A 17,515-nucleotide genomic window follows, 5' to 3' on the forward strand; every position below is an offset into this window, starting at 1 on the left:
TCGCCGAATCTGCCACGTCGTCAACCCAAGTCGCTCGACCGGCGCCACGGGGTGAGCTTGTCGTCCGCCGCGTCCGGAATGACCTTGAATCGGTCCGGTCCCGTGATCCGTTCCGTTGCAGCCAACGAAGCCTCCGGAGCTGGATTGCCAGCGGCCGGTCAGTACGATGGGTCGAAAAGCGGGCATCTGAACTTAGCCAGAAGCGGACATTTGAACTTGGCAACCACAACCCGGAAGGTCGATAATTTACGTTATGTCAAATTTGATCGCTAGCTGAACCTGTCGGACCTGTCAGGTTGATTCACGAATTTGTAAACATATTTACAAATCGTTACAGAATCCCACGCAGTCCACACAATGAACCCCGCCGCGCCCCGTCATGGCGAGCTGTCCGATTTTATCGCGCTCACTGACGGCCTCTCCATCCGCCAAATTGCCGAAGCGCTTCGTTGCTGTACGCGTAGCGTCCGCAACTACTTGGCCGGCCGCTCGCCGATCCCATGGCATCGCGTCGAAGTATTACGTCTGCGCCAAGTCGAGATAGACGCAGCCCAAGCCACTCCGCAACTACTTATCGGCGAAATTCCCGTGGAGCCGACGATCGAGCCGGACGTATCCGCTCCCGACGTGACACCCACCGAAATTCTCGCGTGGGTCGGCGTTCACGCTCCACACTACCTGTCCAGCCAAAGAAGCTTTCGCCAGTACGTTCGTGGTTGGAATGTTGTCGACAAGATCCGACATTCAAAGGCCAAAGGCGTGTTCGCAGCCGTGCTGGCGAAATGGCGCGTGCTCGCGGTCGACCTGCCGCGCTCGTGGAAGTCATGGCGATCGGGCGGCGTCTTCGCGGACACCGATCCGCCAGCTTACCGCTGGCGCAGCAACTCGTCCTGACCGCCCTGCACTACTTGCCGGAACGCCGAAAATGCGATCGGTGCCGATCGGTCGTCGGATCGTCCCGCATTTCGAGCTCGAGCGCGGTCGTGAATCCAACGTCGCCGATCGTGTGCGTTGCCTTCTTCACGAGCCACGGCGTCTCGTCGATTTCCGGTTTGAAGCCTGACACGGTCACGGGCATTTCCGGGAACAGTTCGGCGCGGCCGCGCGCGAGCGTGTAGCTCATCGTCGCCTGGCTGCGCTGCATCCGCTTGAACTCCGCTTGCGCGGCAGCGCGCGCTTCCGCCTCCGTCGCGTAGTCTTCCGGCAGCACCTTCACGTTCTTGTTGTTCTCACCGCCGACGATGACCGACTTCCGCTTCGCGCGGCCGGTCGAATGGTAGTGCGCGCGCACGGCCGCGTAGTTCTCGCGTTCGGACACGTGGTAACGATGACTGTCGCCGCTCGCGCGCGTCAGTTCGAGCACGTCGAGCTGCTTTCCGCTCGCCGTCTGGCCGGTGCCGATCGGCATGAACAGCAAGCGTAGATCCTTCACGTTCATGACGGCGTCATAACGCTTCGCCAGACGCGTCAGAAACGACATGTCCGATTCGTGCGTCTGGTCGATGTGCGCGATCAGGACCTTCGCGAGCGCGTCGCCGACGATCGGCGCCAGCGAGTAGCGCCCGGCGATCGCGTGGACGATCGAGCCGATCGTCTGCCGATGCCAGCTCTTCTCGCGGCGCTCCTGCATGCCGCTCGTCATCGCGGCCGAGCGCGCGCGGATGGTGATGATGTCCGGCGCGCCGCTGTGCTCGACTTCGTTCACAACGAAGCTGCCCTTGTCGACGAGCGGCTCGCCGGCCCATCCGATCGACGCCTTGATCGTCGCGCCGCGCTTCGGAATGTCCAGATCGTTTTTCGAGTCGTCGAGCACGATATCGATGGTGTCCGCCTCGTCGGAGCGCGACTCCGAAATCGACAGCGACACGAGCCGCGGCGCGAACAGGCGCGACAGATCGCGGCCGCCGACTGAAATGCGGTAGTCCGGCTGCGGATGCAGGCGCGCGACGCGCGGCGCGTCCTGCAATTCCGCCCTCGTGGTGCGTTCGTTCGTCGGCGTGGGCATCAGCGCTTGTCCTTGCGCGTGTTCTTCTCGCGCGTCGTGCGCAGCACGTCGTCGTCGACGCGCTCGATCGTGAGCTGGAACTCGATGCGCCGCGGCGTGCCGTCCGCCGTGTGGTAGCTCTGCGTCTCGTTCAGCTCGGCGATTACGTACGCGCCGTAGACGTTGCCGGCGCCGTCGACGAGCACGTGCGCTTCGCCGGTGTCCGCCATCGCGGCGAGCTCGCGAATCGACGCGATCGAGCCGAACGTCTCGGGCGCGACGAGGCCGTTCAGCGTGATCGTGTCATCGCCGACGCCGGCGAACTGGCGGCCGTCGCGCGCGCCGACGCGCGAGCTCGTCGGATGCTTCCACGTGCGCCGCCGCTGCAATTCGCGGAACGGTGCGCTCGTCAGGCTGAAAACGAATTGGTCGAGGGACATGAGCATGCGTGGCTCCGGTTGCGTCAGTCCGACAGGCGCGAGCCGATGCGCGACTGCTTCGCGCGCTCGCGGCGATCGAGCGCGGCTTCGACGGCGCGTGCGATCGCGTGCGGGTCCTGCCCGGCCTGCGGGTAGATGTTGATGACGATCGGCGACGCCGGCGCGGCCGGCGATGAAGCCGCGGATGGCGCGGCGAGCGGCGCGCGGCGATCGATCGGCACGGTCGCCTGCACGAGCGGCGGCATCGGCTTTGCGAGCGCCGGTGTGCCGAATGACGTGACGGCTACGGTTGCAAGGCCGAGCGCCGCTTTCGCGATGCGCTGCTGCTCACCCTGCATACCGAGCGCGGCGCCTTCACCGACGAAGCCGCCGAGCTGCGCGAATACACGGCTCGGGCTATGGATGCCGAGCTTCTCTTTGAACCAGCCCACCGTGCTGTTCGCCATATTCGAAATCGCGTCTTTCACCTTGCCCAGTCCGCTGCTGATGCCGCCGACGAGCCCGTCGATAAGGTGTCCGCCGAACTCGGAGAACTTCGCGGGCAGCTCGACGCCGAACAGCGACAGCACGCCCGCGAGCGCCCGGTAGAACATGCCGAGCGGCGACCAGTTCAGAATCAGCGTGCCGAGCGCGGCGAGCCCGCCGTTCAATGCCGCGCGCGCGTCGCCCATCGCTTCCACGAACAGGCCGGCGAGCCCGCCGAGCGCGCGGCCGAGCCACGTGAGCGGCACGAGCGCGACGCGCAACACCGTGCCGAGCACCGCACCGAATCCGCGGCCGGCCGCCGCCGCCGCGGATAGGGCATCGGCGCTCGCGCGCGCCGGCGCGAACAGCTTGCCGAGCCAGCCGGCCACCGTCGAGAGCGCACCGCCCAGCCCGTTCCACAGCGGTTTTGCTGCCGCGAGCGCGCGACCGACCGGCTGCAATGCGCCCCGAAGCGCGACGCCGATCGGCGCCAGTGCATCGCCGATCGCCGTGAGCGCGCCCCCGACGAACGCCTTGATCGGCCCCCAATAGCGGTAGATCAGCAGCGCGGCGGCGGCGAACGCCGCGGTGTATAGGCCAATCGGCGTCGTGAGCAACAGGCGGCCGGCACCCATCGCGGCCGTGCCGAACATCCGCCATGCGGCCGCGCCGATGCCGAGCGCGCGCGACAGGATGCCGCCCTGGATGCCGAGCGTCGCCATGCTGAAACGCACGACTGCGAGCGGGCCGAGCACGCCGGCGAGGACGATCGTGAACGTGCCGAGCACCGCGAGCAGCGCGGCGAAGCCGGCCGCGAGCGCGACGACTACCTTCGTTGCCTGTGGGTGTGCCTGAATCGTCGTCAGCAGCCTGTCGGCGAGCTCGCGCGTCTTGTCGAGCGCGGCGTTATACATCGGCGCGATGCGCTCGCCGATTTCATTCAGCAGATCACGCAGCTTCGCGCGTGCGTCGAGCTCCTTTCCGGGCGTCTGTTTCGACGCAAGGTCGTGCATTTCGTCGATGCCATACGCGCCCTTGTTCAGCTTCTCGTTCTTGTGGATCTGCTGGCTCTGCATGTACATCGTCGAGAACAGATTCGCGGCCGTCCGGTTCGTGAAGATCGTCGAAATCATGTCCTTCACTTTGTCGGGGTCCGTGACGCCCTTCTTCGCCATCTGCGGCAGCAGCACCTTTTCGAGCCATTCGAGCGGCGACGCCTTGAACAGATCGCCGCCGAGCAGCGCGCCCGGCTTGATCCGCTTGATCATGCCGATTTTGTTGTACTCGACGTTCTTCTTGTCGAGCAGCCCGAGCTTCATCATCTCCTGTGCGGCCCGCACGGTCGTCTTGCCCTGGTAGACGTTGCTGTATGCGGACATGAGCCCGGTGCCGACCTGGTGCCCGCCCATTTCCTGAATCAGCGGCTCCATCTGGTAATAGAACGCGTCCTGGCGCATCTGCTTTGCCGCGATGCCGCCCGTCTGGATGAAGTTGCGCCACTCGTCGCCGCCAACGCGGCCGCCCGTCGCCGACAGCACCTTCTGTACCATGTTCGCTTCGTTCCTGAACGTCGCTTCGTCCTTCGTGCCGCCGCGCAGCTCGATGACCTTCAGCATGTTCATGAACTTCTCTTCGTTCGCGTGCGCGTCTTCCGCGCCGAACATCGCCTCGTTCGCGAACTTCATTTTCGCGAGCGTCGGCATCACCATCTGCGCGTGGTGCTCGTCCGCGAAGATCGACAGCGCGTCGCGCATCAGCGTCATGTTGTCCGACGTGCTCACGCCCATCATCTTCATCGAGCGCACGTACTTCTCGGCGTCCTTTGTCGCCTGGTCGCCGAGGCCTAGCGCCGTAATGCGCGCGCGCTCGTTCTGTATCTTCTTCGTCTCGTCGAGCGCCTCGCGCAGATCGCCGAGCGCGTGCGCGCCGGTCGAGCGCGCCGCGTAACCGCCGATCGCCATGCCGCCGGCGACGCCCTGTAGCGCCTGCATCTTGCCGCGCGCCGCGCCGAGCTTCTTCTCGCGCTCGGCCATGGCTTCGAGCTGGCGCGTCTGCGTTTGCATTGCCGCCGTGGTCTGCGCGATGTTCGAGCGCAGCGTGCGTTCGTGCTCGGCGAGCTGGCGTGTATCGATGCCCGTGCTCGCGAGCTGCGCGCGCAGCTCACGTACGCGGGCGGACTGCTTCTCGTGCTCGATCGACAGGCGCGCCGCGGACTGCTTCGCCTTCTCAAAATCGGCAATCATCTGGCGCGAGGGTTGGTCGGCCGCACGCAACGCAGTGGCGAGGCCATTCACGCGCGTTCGCGCTTCGCCGAGCTTCTCCGCTGTGCCCGCGAGCCCGGTGCGCATCTCGCGGAACGAGGCGACGGCCTTCTGCTGCTTGCCGAGCTCGGCGAGCTCGCCGCGCGTCTGCTTGAGCGCCTGCGCGAGCCCCTTGTTGCTGTTCAGCACGTTTTTCAGGGGCTTCGTGAAGTTGTCGATCATGTCGAACATCACGCGCAGTTTCAGGGCGTTGTCCATCGTCACTCGTTTCCGCTACGTATCCGGGCGCGCTCGCGCCAGTCCATCAATTCGGCCAGGGAGAAGGCGGCCATATCGCGCGGCGTCCAGCCAAACACCGTCGCGATATCGGCCATCGCGTCTTCTACGCGGGCCGGGATTCCATGCTCGCTTTCAGCGCCTTCGGCATCAAAAAACCGGCGAAGATACCCCCCAACGCCACGAGGTCGGCCGGGTCCATGCCGGCCACGTCGAACTCGGTCAGCGTCGGCGTGCTGATGCGCGGCAACACCTTGCGCAGCGCGTCGACATCGAGATTCACGAGTGCGGCGAGCGACGTGCCGCGCAGCGCGCCCGCGGCCGGCTTGCGCAACGTCACCTGCGTGATGGTCTGCCCTTCGCGCTCGATCGGTGTGTCGAGCGTGTGCGTGTTCTCGTCGGGCGCGGCGTGGCCCGTCGTTTCGATGTGAGCGGTATCGATGGTCGTCATGGTGTTTCCTGGGTTGGATGTGAAATTGGACTGGCCCGCGCTCGACGCGGGCGTCGATTACAGGCCCATCGCGCGGCGAAGGTCCGACGCGAGGTCCATGCCGTTGATCTTCTCGACCGCGTTCACGAAGTCGAGCTCGATGAGGTCGCGACCGTTCACGGTCAGCTTGTAGTAGCTGGCGTTGGTCGTGATCTTGAATTTCGTGTCTTCCTTCGCCTTCGCGGTGCCCATGTCGATCTCTTCGTGGCGGCCTTTCACGACCACTTCAATCTGGTCGTGCTTCTTGCTGTCCTCGCGCCGATAGCCGCCGGAGAAGCGCAGCAGCACGCCGTCGTGCTGCACGGCGCCGTACTGTTCGAGCACTTCGACCATGAAGCCGCCGCACGTCCATTCGAGCTGAAGCTCTTCGTTGCCGAAATCGACTTTGACCGGGCCGGTCATGCCGCCGCCTTGCCACGGCTCCATCTTTCGCTTGAGCTTCGGAAGAACGAGTTCATCGACTTCGCCCACGAAGTTCGCGCCGTTGTGAAAGACGTTGAAGCCCTTCAGTTTTCGAGGCATACCCATTGCATTTGACTCCTGTTAGCCCGCCACGCGCGCCGGGAAATCGGCGAGGAAGCGGTCGGTGATGCGCTGGCGCAGCACCAGATTTTCGAGAGGCGGAACCGGCGTGTAGTCGTAATCGATGTACGCCTTGCCGGACGCGAGAATGTCGGCCGTGTTCGGCTCCGGATCGATCCACGCGCTACCGCCGATCAGGTAGCCGTTCGCGACCTGCTGCCGAAACCAGCCGTTGATGCTTTCCACGATGTCGCGCGCGAGCGACGGATTCAGCGGGCCGTCGACGACGGGCATCTGCGCTTCGGCGATCGAATCGCCGGCCACCTGAGCGGTGCGCGTGTAGTTCTCGAACGCGAACTTCGGATCGTCCGAGCACGTGCGCTCGCCCCAGAACCGGAAGCCGTTGCGGTTCACGAGCGTCGTCACTTCGTGCTCGTTCAGGTAGCCCGCATCGGTCGCCGGGTCCTGCAAATCCCACGACACGTCGGCGCTGATGCCGGACACGCCGTTCACGACGACATTCGAAATCGTCTTGTGCCAGCCGATGTCGTTGTCGATCTTCGCGCGCAAGCCGGCGGCGATCGCCGGCGCCGGGATGACGGCCGTCGAGTTCGTCGTGTCGTCCCAGCCGAGCCAGTCCGGCCAGATCACCATGATTTCGCGTTGGCCGAACTGCTTGCGGTACGCGGCGGCTTCTTCCTTCGTCTTGCAGCCGGACGCCGACACATAGGCCATCGCGCGCAGCGACTGCGCGGTCGCCGCGAGCGCGGCCGCGACCGGCTGCGTATCGAGGCCGGGCGCCGCGAGAATGCGCGGCTTCACGCCGAGCGGACCCTGCGCGGCGAGCAGCGCCTTGATGCCCGTGTACTTGCCGTCCGGCGTCACGGTGCCGATGACGTTCGAGGTCGTCTCGTCGGCGTCCTTGCCTTCGGCGACGCGCACGACGACGGTCAGCGGCTTCGTCTGCTTGCCGATCGCGTCGAGCGTGCGGCGCAGCGTGCCTTTCTTGCCGGCCTTGCCGAGCGCCGCGACGACGTTCGTCAGCAGCACGGGCGTATTGAGTGGAAACGCGCTCGCGTCAGCGTCGGCCGCCGTGCAGACGACGCCGAGCACGGCTGTCGACACTGAGCGAATCGGGCGGCCGCCTTCGTTGATTTCGATGACGCGTACGCCGTGGTGGTAATCCTGCGGCATGGTGTGCAGCTCCTGTTACGTAAAAATCGGGAGGATTCCCTATGATCGGCCGGCGTCAGGCCGGGGCGTGTTCGGGTTCCGGCCGCGCGGCGTCGCCGGCAACGGCCGGTGCGGCGGGCGGCATGCCTTCCGGCGCGACGGGCTCGGGCGGCGGCGGAACGTACGGCGCGGGCGTGTCGGGCCACGCGATCGCGTCCGGGAACGTGTCTTTCTGGATCGCGGCGACGAGCGCCATCTGGTAGGCCGACCAGGCTTTGAAGTAGTACGTCTGCTCGTCGTCGAGCTGGCCGGCCGCGTACGCGTCGGCTTTGCCGAGGTTCTCCCGGCGCGCGATCGCCAACCGTCGCTCGAACTCGGCCATCGCCGCGTCGCGCTTCTCGCGCGCGAGCAGCTCGGCCGGCACGGTCCATGCGCCGTCGAGCCACGCGTGCCGCTCGGACGGGCGCGGCTCGGTCGTCAGGCCGAGGTCGGCCGGCGTCTTGCCCGCGATCGCGATCTCGACCGGCTCGCCCGTGTCCGTCCGATAGCAGAGGCGGCCGCGGTAGTCGGGCAGCAGAAACCACGCGCCGTCGCGGTAAAACGGCCACGTGGTCGGCGTGCGCGCCGGCGGGGCGTCGAGCGTCGCGGACGCCGGAATCAGCCAGCGGCCGTCGTTGCGCGGGTCGGCGTCCGGCTGGCCGCTGCTCAGGTATTCGCCCGTTGCCGGGTCGTAGTGGTGAATCAGCATGTCGTGTCTCTCGTGGTTAGTAGGCGCGAATCAGCGCGAGCAGCGCGACGTTGCGCGGGCGCGCTTCGTCGCCGCCGTCGGGTTGAACGGCGATCGTGTGCGCGTGCCGGCCACCGCCGCCGATACCGACGGCGTGCCCGTGATTGCCGTTGCCTTCGGTGTTGAACTCGTGGTTGTGGTTGCCGGCCGGGCTCGTCATCCCGTACACGTTGTCGTTGTCGCTGCCCTCCGCGCCGCGGTTGTTGGCTGCGCCCCACGTGCCCCACGGCGGGTTGTACATCTGCGGGTGCTCGCCCCACGGCGAGACGTGCTGGTGGTCGCCGACAGCGTTCGTCCAACCGTGGTGGCCGTGCCAGCCCTGCACGTCGGTCCACGCGGTGTGGACGTGGTCCGGCGCTTCGCTTGCCGCGGCGCCGTGTGCGTGCGTGTGGTTCTGGTCGCCCTGGAAGGCGCCGATTTGGCGCGTCGCGTCGACGCCGCCGCGCGCATCGGACCAGCAACGAATGAATTCGCCGCGCAGCTCGGGCAGGCGAAACGTCGTCGCGCCGTCGCCGGTCGAGAAACAGCCCCACCGATCCTTCATCCAGTCCGCATCGGAGACGAGCGCGCCGCTCGCCTGCGCATACGCCCACAGCTCGGGATAGTCGGCACGGTTCACGAGCACGCCGTTCGCCTTGAGGAAGCCCGGCCGCACGGTCGTGCGCGGCTCGAAGACAATCTGGCCGATCGTCGTCGCCGACAGGACCGTGCGCACCCATTCCGTCGTCGCGGCGCGCGTCGATCGATCCGCCGCCGGCGGCGTCGGCACGGTCACGGGTTGCTCGAAGGCCACGAGCGCCGGCGAGAACCGCACGACGGCGCGCCCGTTGCAGGTCACGCCGAACTCGCCGTCGGCTGCGTGATAGAGGCCGGTATCCGGCGCGCCGTCGTTGGCGAACGTGAGCGACGGCGCGGCCGGGCTACCTTCGGCGAGCACGAGCCGCTTGCCCGGCGCGAACGACACATCGCCGGCCAGCATGCCGCCCTTGCTCTTGTCGAGCGGGTCGAGATTGCCTTCGTGCCACGCCATCCGCCCGTCAATGCGAAACGTGTGATCGGCGAAGATGTACTGATAGGACGATCCCGCCGGCGACCACCAACCGGTGCTGACCGGGTTCGCGTAGAGGTAGCCGTCGACCGGCCCGAGCTTGATATGCCCTTCGCTTGCCTGCCGACCGACTTCGAGGTCGCGCGCGACGTCCACGGCGCCGCCGAAGACCGTGCCCGCTCCGCTGCCGTCGACGATCACCTGCCCTGTCGACAGCGACCACGAGAACGGCCGATAGTCGTTGAAGCCGCCGTCCGGGGCCCCCTTCGGTGTCGACAGGAAATAGACGCTCCGGCCGTCGTTGCGGATGAACGCGCCGTAGCCGTCGTACACGGCGCGGAACTGCCCGCCGGCGCCGCCGGCGTCGATCGCGCGCGCGGCGACGCCTTCCGATGCGTCGACGCCGCCGCGCACCTGCAGCGCGGTCTTGCCGTCGTCCGCGCGCTCGCCGATCAGCACGCGGCCGCCCGACGCGAAGCGTGCGACGCGCTTCTGCTTCGCGTCGCTCGCCGCATCGTTGTTCGTGCCGTCGTTCAGGCAAACGTCGACGTACTCGCGCCCCCACGCGCCGGCGTCGAATCCCGCGCGCAGCGTCGCGACCAGGCGCGGGCTCAGATCGGGCAGCGTCGCGTCGCCGAACGTGCCGAACAGGCGCGCCTTGCCGGCCTTGCCGACGCCGGCCGTCTTCGGCGACACGTCGAGCTGCGCGGCGCGATCGTCGACATCGGCGACGACACGCACGCGCCCGTCGAACGTCGCGCCCGAGAGCGCCGCGTAGCGCCGCTTCGCCGTCTTCGGCGTGATCGCGCGCGTGTCGTCGTCGCCGGCGTCCACTTCGGCCTGCGTGGCGAGCTCGACCACGCCCTTGCGCTCGGTCGTCGCCGGCGGATTCAGGAACGTCGCCGGCCCGAACTCGAGCTTGGCTGCGTCGATCGTCGCGAAAACGACATCGGTCGCGAGCAGCATCATCGCCGCGGGGGATTTTTCCAGAATCGGCGCGTCCTGCACGTACACGGCGAACAGCACGCCGTTGTCGAGATACAGGCCGAACGCGTATAGCGAATACTGGTCGCTCGTGTCGTCCTGGATCACGACGTGCACCGTGTCCGGCGCGACGTTTTCGCCGCCGAACGTGGACACGCGCTTGCGCTCGTTCGGCATCGTCTTCATGCCGCGATCGAACGCGAACGGCGCGGTGCCGAGCCCGATTTCGACGACGCGGCGCGCGGCCGTGCCGGTGTTGCCGCCGGCGACCAAGGCCGCGCGGCCGGCGTCGGTAATGTGGATGACCATTCCTGCCATGTCAGATATCCGTGAGGGACAGGCGGCGATACACCGCCGCGCGTGCGCCCGCGCCGATGCGCTGCGTGCCCGTCGCGCTGAAACCCTGCGTGAACGTGTAGTGCGCGGTGCCGCGCTTGGCCCGGTCGACTTCGGCGATGATGTCGGCGACGTATTCGGCGGTTGCCGGGATGCCGTCGCGCGCGCCGACCGTCATCAAGATTTCGAACGTGCCCGGCCGGCCCTTCGGCGTCTTCTCGAACCACTCGCGCATCGCGACGTTCGCGCCGAACGACGCGCACACTTCGCGCACGGCCGCAGCCGTGCCTTTCTTGCGCGCGATCCGGATTGCCGCTTTCACGCGCGCGCGCTTCACCTGTTCGGGCCAGTAGTCCTTCCACGTCTCGACGCCGAGGTGCCACGCGAGCCACGGCAGAAACCGCAGCGGGATCGCGTCCGGGTCCATCAGCGTGCCGATGTCGACCGGGATGTCGCTGATGCGCGCGTTCGTGTCCGCGAGCCGGCGCTCGAGCGCGGTCGCGTTCGGCGGCAGCAGCGAGGTTGCCCGTCTAGTCATCCGCCACCCCGCCGTCGATCAGCTCGATTCCGGTGCAGTACGGCGCCTGCTCGTGCGTCACGGGCACGCCGCCGGCGGGCGAGTCGAGCAGCACCTTTTGCACGCCGGCGACGCGCATCGCCGCGTGCAGGCCGTCGACCGTGATTTCCATGCCGATGCGCCGCATGTCCGCCGCGAACTTCGCGGTGCGCTTGCGGGCTTCCGCGAGCGCCACGCCGCGATCCGGGCCGGAGAAGAAGCGCAGCGTCGCGCGGATCGCGTAGCGCACGATCTTTGCGCTCTGCACGATCACTTCGTCGGTCTGCGGCCGCTTGCCTTCCAGGTTCTTCCTGACGATCTCGATCAGCTCGTCGCTTGCGGTTCCGTCGCCTTCGCGCGACAGGATCGTGATGACCATCACGCACGGCTCGGGGCTGAACGCGGCGGCAGACAGCACGCGGCCATCGGCTGAACGTGCATGAAACACGTATGCCTCTTCAGGGCCGGCGACGGAGAAGCCGCGCGGCGCGAGCTGCACGCGCTCGCGCAGACTGTCGTCGTCCTCATAGACCGCATCGATACCGTGCTCCGGATCGGCCGCCGTGACCACGAGCCGCTCGACATCGAACAGCGCCGCGATGTGTTCGAGCGTCGTGCCGCGCGCATAGGCGAGCAGCAGGCCGCGCGCCTTGTCGTTGATGAGCTGCCGCAGCAGGACTTCGCGATAGGCGTTCTCCTGAAGGACGCGCGTCACGGGCTCGGATTCGAGCGCGAGCGTCGCGGCGATTTCCGCCTGGTGCTCGGGCGGATACAGCGACACGAGGCGCGCCTTGCGCTCGGCGAACAGCGTCTCGAAGTCGAGCGGGTCGACGATGTCCGGCGCGGGGAGCTGCGAAAGATCGATGGGCGTGCTTCTCATGCTGTTCCTCCGTTCGTCATCGGCACGCGCAGCGAGACGAGCTCGTCTTGCTCGTCGGTCCAGCCTTCGATGTCGACGAACTGCCGGCCGGCGAAAGCATCGGCGGCGGCCGCCGAAATCTGAACGCGCGTGACGGTCAAGCGCGGTTCCCACCGCATGAGCGCGGTCGCGATCGCCGCATACAGGCGAATCCGGGTTGCGCCGTTGGCGGGCGCGTCGATGAGGTCGGGCAGTTCCGAGCCGAACGTGCGGCGCTGGATGCACGAGCCAAGCGGCGTCGAGACGATGCGGCCGATGGACTGCGCGAGGTGATCGAGGCCGGACATCGAGCGGCCCGTCTCTGCGTTCATGCCCCTCATAGCGGCGGGCTCACTTCGGCCGATTCGCCGCGCGCCTGATGCGTATGGAAGGGCAAGCTCTTGCCCATCGAGCGCACTTCGCCCGTGAAATCGGCCGCGCCGTCGATGCGCATGACGTGGCCGCCGCCGGCGCTGCCCGAGCCCGTCATGCCGGACTTGAACACGAGCGGCCCTTTCACGAGCAACGCGCCCGTGCAGGTGGTCTGTTCAGCGTCGAACGTGACCGACGCGGCTTTCACGGTCGCCGATTCCGTCTCGACCGTGACCGACACGGGCGCGATGAGGCGCACCGTCGCGCTGGCGGGCAGTTCGGCCGTGAGCGCATGCGCGTCGTGGTCGTAGCTCACGCGCGCGCCGTCCGCGTAGACGCGGGTGTGGGTGTTCGGCAGGTGGTCCGGTGCGGGGAACGCGTCGGAGAACACGCCGCGCAGCGCGACGCCTTGCGCAAGGTCGCCCATCGCGCCGAGCACGACGACTTGCTCGCCCTTCGTCGGCGGCAACCATTCGCGCGTCGCGCCGGCCGAGGGCGTGAGCCAGGGAATCCAGTTCGTTTGCAGGCCGTCGTCGTCCGATTCGCCGATCGCCACGCGGCAAAGCGCCGCCTTGTGGTCGACATCGAGAATCGAGCCTTTGCGCACGGCGTTGCGTGCTTGCCGTTGAATTTCGTTCGCATCCATACCGGCAATGGTGCCGGTCGCCCGCGCGTGGCGCGAGCACTCGCCTTTGTCGTGCTGCCGGGTACAGCGCACTCGTGATCCGCGCAATGAAACGTGCGTCGACAATGGCCGCTCGACATACGCAACAGTGCGGGCGGCTCGTGCCGCGCGCGCATTTCCACTCTCGCAACACGATGACGATTCACGCTACCGACGCCGCGCCCGCGGCCGATCTTTCCCCGCTACTCGACCGACTTCACGCAATGGATGCGCTCACGCTCGCGCGCATGCTGCCCGACGCGTCAATTGACATGGTGTTCACCGATCCGCCGTATTCGTCGGGCGGACTGCACACGTCGGCGCGCTCGCGGCCGCCGAGCACGAAGTACATCAACAGCGACACGAAGACTGTCTATACCGACTTCGAGAGCGACAACATGGACCAGCGCGCGTGGGCGTTCTGGTGTCACGCGTGGCTGACGGAATGCCGGCGCGCGTTGAAGCCGGGCGGGCTGCTCGTGAGCTTCATCGACTGGCGTCAGCTCCCGACGCTGACCGATGTCGTGCAGGCGGCCGGCTTGATCCTGCGCGGCGTCGCGGTATGGGACAAGACGCCCGGCCGCACGCGGCCGCGGCGCGGCGGCTTCGCGCAGCAGGCGGAATTCGTCGTATGGGCGAGCCGCGGCGCGATGCGTGACTGCGAGGTGTATCTGCCCGGCGTGTTCCCGTGCCGCTTGCCGTTGCCGAAGCAACACGTGACCGAGAAGCCGCTCGACATAGCGCGCGAGGTCGTGCGGCTCGTGCCGGCCGGCGGCGTCGTGTGCGATCTGTTCGCCGGTTCCGGCACGTTTCTCGCCGCGGCGCGCGAGGCCAGCCTACATTGGATCGGGTGTGAGACGAATGCGGCGTATCACGCGATCGCATTGCATCGCTTGGGTATGTCGAGCGACTCAGCGCTTCAGGTCACTTAACGACCCATGTCGCTTGCGCTCGATCGCCGCGCGCATGCTTCAACTCGGAGACAGGCGGGCCGACAACCATGTCCGAGCGTGAGTGTCTTCGACAGCCAGTCGTAAAAGTGTCGTCGGCCAGTTCGTGAACTTTTAAAAATGTTCAGAACGCTTATGTGATGCGAACTATTTTATGTTGAGTGGTTTCGTGTCCCGATTAGGAATTACTCCCTCGGTGCCTGTCCAACCTGCATACTTCACATCCGATGCATGGGGGTCTACGACAGAATAGACGCCGACGCCAGCTGAGCTGGATTTGACTAGAGCATAGCCCTTCGGTGCAGCGAAATTGCATCCGGTACCCAACAGTGATCTGCCTAGAGGATCATTTCCAGTGTGGCACGACAAGAGATACAGCGTCACATTGCGCTGGTTGAGCGATGTTCCGAACGGCACAATCTGATCCTGCCGCATATCCTTCGGTGGATTGCCCATGGCGATCTCAAAGGTGTTGTTATTGCCATGACTCATAATGGCGAGATAGCCACCGTTATCAACCGAATCGATCTGCGACCAAAAGAAATCAGTGCTATTTGTTAGCGCGACTCTTGTGTAATTTTTGTTCTTGAAGTAGTCGAGCAAATCCTTGTTGGCCTCGTTCGCGTCATATAGAAACAGTTTGCTAGGCATCGTAAGCCTCCTGGAACAAAGCGGCATCTATGAAGACCAAGCACGCACATCGGATGTCGAGCGAACAGACTGTGCAATCCGCGCGTGCGTGACGTGCAGCCTATCTAAGCGTTGGATTCACACAACTCCAATTTTTGGTAGGTGCGCGACGATTTACCGAGTCAACTCGCGAAGGAGCCGATCGCGCACGAGCTCGCGATCGGCATCCGAGAAACCGAGCACGACGCGAACCGGATACTGCGCGAGCGGCCCGCCCGGCTCGACGGGCGCTTTCTGACCCTCCTGGTGGACACGCGCGATGCGCGAGAGCCGTTCGTCGAAACCGATCGCGAGGCCCGTACTGTCGACATCGATGCGCAGATAGCGCGCGGTGCGCAGCTTCCGGAACATCGCCTCGCGCTTGACGCGGCCGGCCTTCTCGCGCAAGCGCTTGCCGCCCGCCTTCACCTTCCGCGGCTCGTACGCGCTGCCGTCCGGATTCCGCTGCGCGGCGACGCGCGACTGCTGCGCGCGGCGCAGATCGCGGCCGAGCTCGCGCAGCAGTTGACGGCGGGCCGCCGGCGACAGCTTCGCGAGCAACCCGCCCGCCCATCGTTCGAGCGCCTGAAGATCGTCCGTCATGAGAGCCACTCGTCGGCTGCGTCGTCGATGTGCTCGACCGTGCGGTTGCCGGCTTCGTCGGTGCCGACCACGACGCTTTCCGACAGCTTCACCTTGAGCCCGAGGTCGACGGCGTTGTTCGACAGGATGTCGGCGACGAACGTCATGCCGTTGCGGCGCTCGTCCCGATTCGTCACGAGGTCTGGCTGATTCGCGCGCGCCCATTCGACCACGGCGATCATCACGTCGTCCGGGTTGCCGATGAAGTCGCGAATGATGATCTCGCACTCGTATTCATAGTCGAACGACGCCGTGCGCGTGCCCGTCGCCTCGATCCGGCCTTCGTTGACGAACACGAGCAACTGGTCCGGCGAGGCGTTGAGCTGCGGTAACGCGGCGACGAGCGCCGCGCGTAGGCTGCTCGGCTTATTCATGGCCGTCCGTCCGCCGCACGCGTGCCTGACACGTCGCGATCATGTCGACTTCGGACGCGCAGCGCGCCCACGCCGCGCGCGCGACGTGCAGCGCGTCGCTGAGTTCACCGTTGGTCCGTGGCGCCATCGCCGGCATCGTGCAGGGCGTCACCGCCACGCACTCGTTGAGCGTAATCGTCGGCGCCATTGAGGGCGGGGCTTGCGTGCAGGCGCACAACGTCGTCAGGCAGAGCGCCAGCAGCCCAGGTGCGCACGGCGGCGTTTTCATCGATCAGTCTCCGCAGTTCGTTTCGATAGGTCGCGAGCGTCGCGTCGACGCCGGCGCGCGCGCGGTCGAGCTGCTCGCGTTGTGCATCCTTCGCCTTGGCGTCGGCCAACAGGCGCTCGATGACGGCGGCGCTCGCTTGCGCGTCGCGATTCGCACGGCGCGCGTCGTCGGTCGCCCGCTCGAGCTGCGCGCGCAGCGCGCGGCCGTGCTGGCAGCTTGCGGCGAGCGCGATCAACGCGAACAGCGCCAGCCACGGCATGAGGCGCGAGAGGTTCATGCGGCCGCCTTGCCCGTGCCGGCGTACTTCGCATACGCGCGGTCGAGCTTCACGTCATACAGGTTGATCGCGAATTCCGGGCCGTTGTAGCCTTCCGCGAACGTCGCCCACTTCCGGGCACGAAGCGCCGCTAGCAGCTTCTTGTCGGCCGCGACGTACCGCACGAACGCGTCGAGGTGCTCGGCTTCGCCCAGCTCCATACGGGACACGAATTCGTCGACGCTCGCGTAACCCAGGCGTTTCCAGTGATACGCCATGATCTGGAACGCGCCCCAGCTCGCGGACTCGTAAGCGGATGCCGCGTCGATGCGCGCCGCGGTGTCGAGCCGCACGTATTCGGCGGCGCCGCCCTGGTAGCCGCCGCGCTTCGGGTTGACGACGCCCGGCCATCGTGCGGCGGCAGCGTCCGCCGCTTCCCTGCCGACATTCGCGACGAGCCGCTGATACATGACATGCCGCTCGAACAGGATTTTCGGTCGGCCGTCGTCCAGAAAGCCGACGCCGCGGGACTCAACTTCGTTGACAGCCCGCACGCACGCGAGCGATACGCCGAGCGTCGCGGCCGCGCGCGCGAGGTCGGCGTCCGTCAGGTGCTTAGGGTCGCGCTGCCCGCTGGCGAGCACCCGGTACGTCTTCGGGCCGGCGATGCCGTCGACGACGAGACTCGCGGCCGCCTGCAACGTCTGGACGGCTCGCTCGGTCTGTTCGTCGTAAAGGTGCGATACGTCGACCGGGTAGCCGGCGCGCACGAGGCGCTGCTGCAGCAGTCCGACTTCCGCGCCGTGATCGTTGAATCGAAGGATGTTCACGCTTCGTCACTCCGTAGAAGGCGCGCGACGTTGCCGCGCGCGAGGTACACCAACACGGCGAGCAGAACCGCGAGCGCCGCGTGAAAGAAGCCGGTCGGCTTCGGATGAAACAGCAGCTCGATCGCCGAGCCGCCCGAAATCGCGACGATCACCCAGGCCGCCCACGCGACGTGGAAGCGATGCCGCGCGCCGTTCTTGCGGTAGGTCAGCACGCGCACGATGACGGCCAGGTGCGCGGCGAGCGCGACGAGTGCGGACGAGACATGCACG

21 protein-coding genes and 2 pseudogenes are annotated in these 17,515 nt (G+C 66.6%); 2 read left to right on the forward strand and 21 right to left on the reverse strand.

Features of this window, described 5'->3' with window-relative positions; all coding sequences use genetic code 11:
- Positions 1 to 357 precede the first annotated feature (357 nt).
- Complete coding sequence (locus tag BTH_RS34765) at positions 358 to 894, forward strand: IS21 family transposase (RefSeq protein WP_172961430.1); 537 nt, start codon at positions 358 to 360, stop codon at positions 892 to 894.
- 10 nt (positions 895 to 904) lie between these two features.
- On the opposite strand, the gene BTH_RS06785 is transcribed toward BTH_RS34765, so the two are convergent.
- The 14 genes and pseudogenes from BTH_RS06785 to BTH_RS34975 form a co-directional block, all read right to left on the reverse strand.
- Positions 905 to 2,005: a phage late control D family protein gene (locus BTH_RS06785; protein WP_009897009.1), complete on the reverse strand. Its 1,101-nt coding sequence runs from the start codon at positions 2,003 to 2,005 to the stop codon at positions 905 to 907.
- Positions 2,005 to 2,430, reverse strand: a complete 426-nt coding sequence (locus BTH_RS06790) for a phage tail protein (RefSeq protein WP_009897011.1) — start codon at positions 2,428 to 2,430, stop codon at positions 2,005 to 2,007. Before BTH_RS06790 ends, BTH_RS06785 begins: the two co-directional genes overlap by 1 nt.
- A gap of 17 nt (positions 2,431 to 2,447) precedes the next feature.
- Entirely contained in the window at positions 2,448 to 5,408 is a 2,961-nt protein-coding gene (locus BTH_RS06795; protein ID WP_009897013.1) for a hypothetical protein, read from the reverse strand.
- Between the two features lie 2 nt (positions 5,409 to 5,410).
- Positions 5,411 to 5,524 (reverse strand): GpE family phage tail protein, encoded by a 114-nt coding sequence (locus BTH_RS06800; RefSeq protein WP_004552648.1) that lies wholly within the window; start codon positions 5,522 to 5,524, stop codon positions 5,411 to 5,413.
- 8 nt (positions 5,525 to 5,532) lie between these two features.
- Positions 5,533 to 5,877 carry a phage tail assembly protein gene (locus BTH_RS06805; protein WP_004531064.1) on the reverse strand — a complete coding sequence of 115 codons (345 nt, stop codon included), beginning with the start codon at positions 5,875 to 5,877 and terminating at the stop codon, positions 5,533 to 5,535.
- Between the two features lie 57 nt (positions 5,878 to 5,934).
- A complete protein-coding gene (locus tag BTH_RS06810; protein WP_009897021.1) occupies positions 5,935 to 6,444 on the reverse strand; it encodes a phage major tail tube protein in 510 nt (169 codons plus the stop codon).
- A gap of 15 nt (positions 6,445 to 6,459) precedes the next feature.
- Positions 6,460 to 7,632 carry a phage tail sheath protein gene (locus BTH_RS06815; protein WP_009897023.1) on the reverse strand — a complete coding sequence of 391 codons (1,173 nt, stop codon included), beginning with the start codon at positions 7,630 to 7,632 and terminating at the stop codon, positions 6,460 to 6,462.
- A 55-nt stretch (positions 7,633 to 7,687) separates the two neighbouring features.
- Positions 7,688 to 8,359 carry a tail fiber assembly protein gene (locus BTH_RS06820; RefSeq protein ID WP_004533037.1) on the reverse strand — a complete coding sequence of 224 codons (672 nt, stop codon included), beginning with the start codon at positions 8,357 to 8,359 and terminating at the stop codon, positions 7,688 to 7,690.
- A gap of 16 nt (positions 8,360 to 8,375) precedes the next feature.
- Complete coding sequence (locus BTH_RS06825; RefSeq protein WP_009897025.1) at positions 8,376 to 10,739, reverse strand: hypothetical protein; 2,364 nt, start codon at positions 10,737 to 10,739, stop codon at positions 8,376 to 8,378.
- A gap of 10 nt (positions 10,740 to 10,749) precedes the next feature.
- The gene (locus tag BTH_RS06830; RefSeq protein ID WP_009897027.1) at positions 10,750 to 11,304 is read right to left on the reverse strand and encodes a phage tail protein I; all 555 of its coding nucleotides are present in this window, start codon (positions 11,302 to 11,304) and stop codon (positions 10,750 to 10,752) included.
- The gene (locus BTH_RS06835; protein WP_004524450.1) at positions 11,297 to 12,202 is read right to left on the reverse strand and encodes a baseplate assembly protein; all 906 of its coding nucleotides are present in this window, start codon (positions 12,200 to 12,202) and stop codon (positions 11,297 to 11,299) included. The genes BTH_RS06830 and BTH_RS06835 overlap by 8 nt, the downstream gene beginning before the upstream one ends.
- Complete coding sequence (locus BTH_RS06840; protein WP_004531058.1) at positions 12,199 to 12,561, reverse strand: GPW/gp25 family protein; 363 nt, start codon at positions 12,559 to 12,561, stop codon at positions 12,199 to 12,201. Before BTH_RS06840 ends, BTH_RS06835 begins: the two co-directional genes overlap by 4 nt.
- Complete coding sequence (locus BTH_RS06845; protein ID WP_009897036.1) at positions 12,558 to 13,238, reverse strand: phage baseplate assembly protein V; 681 nt, start codon at positions 13,236 to 13,238, stop codon at positions 12,558 to 12,560. The genes BTH_RS06840 and BTH_RS06845 overlap by 4 nt, the downstream gene beginning before the upstream one ends.
- Positions 13,160 to 13,393: pseudogene (locus tag BTH_RS34975) on the reverse strand (hypothetical protein); the annotation flags it as partial. The pseudogene BTH_RS34975 and the gene BTH_RS06845, both read right to left, overlap by 79 nt.
- A gap of 18 nt (positions 13,394 to 13,411) precedes the next feature.
- Here BTH_RS34975 and BTH_RS06850 point away from each other — a divergent pair.
- A complete protein-coding gene (locus BTH_RS06850; protein ID WP_011401235.1) occupies positions 13,412 to 14,188 on the forward strand; it encodes a DNA-methyltransferase in 777 nt (258 codons plus the stop codon).
- 165 nt (positions 14,189 to 14,353) lie between these two features.
- On the opposite strand, the gene BTH_RS06855 is transcribed toward BTH_RS06850, so the two are convergent.
- The 7 genes and pseudogenes from BTH_RS06855 to BTH_RS06885 all read right to left on the reverse strand — a co-directional run bounded on the left by BTH_RS06855 (position 14,354) and on the right by BTH_RS06885 (position 17,514).
- On the reverse strand, positions 14,354 to 14,857 hold the full coding sequence (locus tag BTH_RS06855; RefSeq protein ID WP_004534424.1) for a hypothetical protein: 504 nt from the start codon (positions 14,855 to 14,857) through the stop codon (positions 14,354 to 14,356).
- Between the two features lie 153 nt (positions 14,858 to 15,010).
- Complete coding sequence (locus tag BTH_RS06860; protein WP_004531055.1) at positions 15,011 to 15,478, reverse strand: phage virion morphogenesis protein; 468 nt, start codon at positions 15,476 to 15,478, stop codon at positions 15,011 to 15,013.
- Positions 15,475 to 15,891, reverse strand: coding sequence for a phage tail protein (locus tag BTH_RS06865; protein WP_004531054.1), 417 nt, complete (start codon positions 15,889 to 15,891; stop codon positions 15,475 to 15,477). The genes BTH_RS06860 and BTH_RS06865 overlap by 4 nt, the downstream gene beginning before the upstream one ends.
- Complete coding sequence (gene lysC, locus BTH_RS34980; RefSeq protein WP_216642431.1) at positions 15,884 to 16,159, reverse strand: Rz1-like lysis system protein LysC; 276 nt, start codon at positions 16,157 to 16,159, stop codon at positions 15,884 to 15,886. The genes BTH_RS06865 and lysC overlap by 8 nt, the downstream gene beginning before the upstream one ends.
- Positions 16,080 to 16,436, reverse strand: a pseudogene (gene lysB, locus BTH_RS06875) (Rz-like lysis system protein LysB); the annotation flags it as partial. The gene lysC and the pseudogene lysB, both read right to left, overlap by 80 nt.
- Positions 16,433 to 17,245 carry an N-acetylmuramidase domain-containing protein gene (locus tag BTH_RS06880; RefSeq protein ID WP_009897048.1) on the reverse strand — a complete coding sequence of 271 codons (813 nt, stop codon included), beginning with the start codon at positions 17,243 to 17,245 and terminating at the stop codon, positions 16,433 to 16,435. The pseudogene lysB and the gene BTH_RS06880, both read right to left, overlap by 4 nt.
- Entirely contained in the window at positions 17,242 to 17,514 is a 273-nt protein-coding gene (locus BTH_RS06885; protein ID WP_004524440.1) for a phage holin family protein, read from the reverse strand. Before BTH_RS06885 ends, BTH_RS06880 begins: the two co-directional genes overlap by 4 nt.
- Between the last annotated feature and the right edge of the window lies 1 nt (position 17,515).

The sequence above is a fragment of the Burkholderia thailandensis E264 genome, assembly GCF_000012365.1.
GTDB lineage: Bacteria > Pseudomonadota > Gammaproteobacteria > Burkholderiales > Burkholderiaceae > Burkholderia > Burkholderia thailandensis.